1 pseudogene is annotated in these 384 nt (G+C 36.2%); it reads right to left on the minus strand.

The window, feature by feature from the left end:
• Positions 1-384, minus strand: a pseudogene (locus F8C76_RS19940) (hypothetical protein); the annotation flags it as partial.

Below are 384 nucleotides of genomic sequence, written 5' to 3' on the forward strand. Positions count from 1 at the left end.
CAAAGCGATCCCTGAGACAATCTGCCTCAAACGGCCTTCGCCTAAATCCACTTTTAAGCGCAGTAATTTATTGGACTTTTCAATCCTTTGAGCTTCTTTGATAAGCCCCACTTTAATCTCTACTTTTTTAAAATCCTCAATGCTGATATAGTTTTCTTGTTTTGGTGGGGCTTTTTCTTTTGCGTCTTTTTTTTCTTTTTCGTTTTTTTCTAGTGGGACTTCTCCTGCTTTTTCAGTCTTTTCAATTTTCTCAATTTTGGAAAATAAAGGCTCGGTGTCTTGTAAAATCATATCTTGTAATTTTTTAGCTTTAAAAAAGCGTTCGTAATTATTAGGCGTGATTTCTGCATGAAAAGCGCTCGCTAATTTAGCCGCACTCTTTGG

The sequence above is a fragment of the Flagellimonas olearia genome (genome assembly GCF_009184425.1).
Classification (GTDB): domain Bacteria; phylum Bacteroidota; class Bacteroidia; order Flavobacteriales; family Flavobacteriaceae; genus Flagellimonas; species Flagellimonas olearia.